Source organism: Bartonella sp. AU16XJBT, from assembly GCF_028618665.1.
Taxonomy (GTDB): Bacteria; Pseudomonadota; Alphaproteobacteria; order Rhizobiales; family Rhizobiaceae; genus Bartonella.
The window spans coordinates 1-1,183 of sequence record NZ_JAQITF010000072.1; the positions used below are offsets into that span (position 1 = coordinate 1).

The 1,183-nt window shown below is 32.1% G+C and carries 1 protein-coding gene and 1 pseudogene; both read left to right on the top strand.

What is annotated here, in order from left to right:
• Positions 1-156 precede the first annotated feature (156 nt).
• Positions 157-915, top strand: a complete 759-nt coding sequence (locus PVV66_RS09605; RefSeq protein ID WP_273719615.1) for a type IV secretion system protein — start codon at positions 157-159, stop codon at positions 913-915.
• Between the two features lie 175 nt (positions 916-1,090).
• Positions 1,091-1,183 (top strand): annotated as a pseudogene (locus PVV66_RS09610) (trwi protein); the annotation flags it as partial.

A 1,183-nucleotide genomic window follows, 5' to 3' on the forward strand; every position in this document is an offset into this window, starting at 1 on the left:
TATTTGCACTGAAATCGAGCTATTTTTTATCAATATAAAAAATGAAATTAAGAAAAGATAAACTATCGCAAACTATGCACTTTACTTTATCATTAAAATTATAATAATGATAAAAAATATTGACTTTGTTTAATTGTAAAAAAGAGTAATATTAAAATGAAAAAGCGGTTTATTATAACAGGAATAATTATCCTTTTGGGAACACTGAATTTAGCTCCAGCAAATGCAAATGTAACTGTAACTTTTCAACCCTCACCATCCCAAAACTCACCTGTAATCTCACAACCTGCTCCACCGCCCTCACCCGCTTTACCAACAGAGTATCTGGAGATTATTAATCTATTAAAGAAAGGGGAAATTGTTGAGCTCTTAAAAAAACAGCTTGAGTTAAAAAAAGAGCAACTTTCACAAACAGAAAAAGCCTATCAGTCTATAACAAAAAGTCAGAAAACTGGACCTCATAAAACAGACTTTTCTAGTTTTTTTCTCAAAGAGCCAGAATTAATCTATAACGAACAAATGCTTTCAAGGCCATCATATCAAAAGGTATTGGAAGACGAAAACAAAATTTCTGGAGCTTTTGATCAAGTAGGAAAGTCTATTTTTGCACGGTTACAATTTGTATCAACTCTAGATAAAGCTTTAACTTTAAAAGCTTTTCAAAATATAAAAGATCGTTTTCAATACCTCGAAAATCTTTTCGACGAACTTCAAACAAAAGAAAACCTGAAAGATATTGCAGATCTTCAAGCACATATCGATGGTGCATTAGCTATGATCCAGAATGAGTCTATAAAGATGCAAATGGTAGCGCATATACGTAACGCTGAGCAGTCACTGATCAAAAGGAAAAGACGCGAACTTGATATGAAATTTTTTGACCATGAAAAAAAAGGGATGCCTAGCATACGATGAAAACAAAATCCAATGTAGAAGATTCGGTCCTATATCCCAACAATTCAAAGAGACACAGAGATTTTATCAAAGCCAAGATAATAGCAGTGAAAATTTGGGCAATGTATAAATGCAAATGGCATGTATCTATGTTCCAAGGTAATAAAAAATTGAAAATTTGTTAAAGAGGAATGCCATGAACTTTACTGTGTTCACGCAACTTTTCAATAAAATTGATCAGATAACACAAACATATGTCACGGATATTTCCTCAAAAGCAATTGTTACA

Excerpts from the sequence above, each read along its gene's own strand:
- PVV66_RS09605 (WP_273719615.1), top strand. The coding sequence starts at position 157 with ATGAAAAAGCGGTTTATTATAACAGGAATAATTATCCTTTTGGGAACA.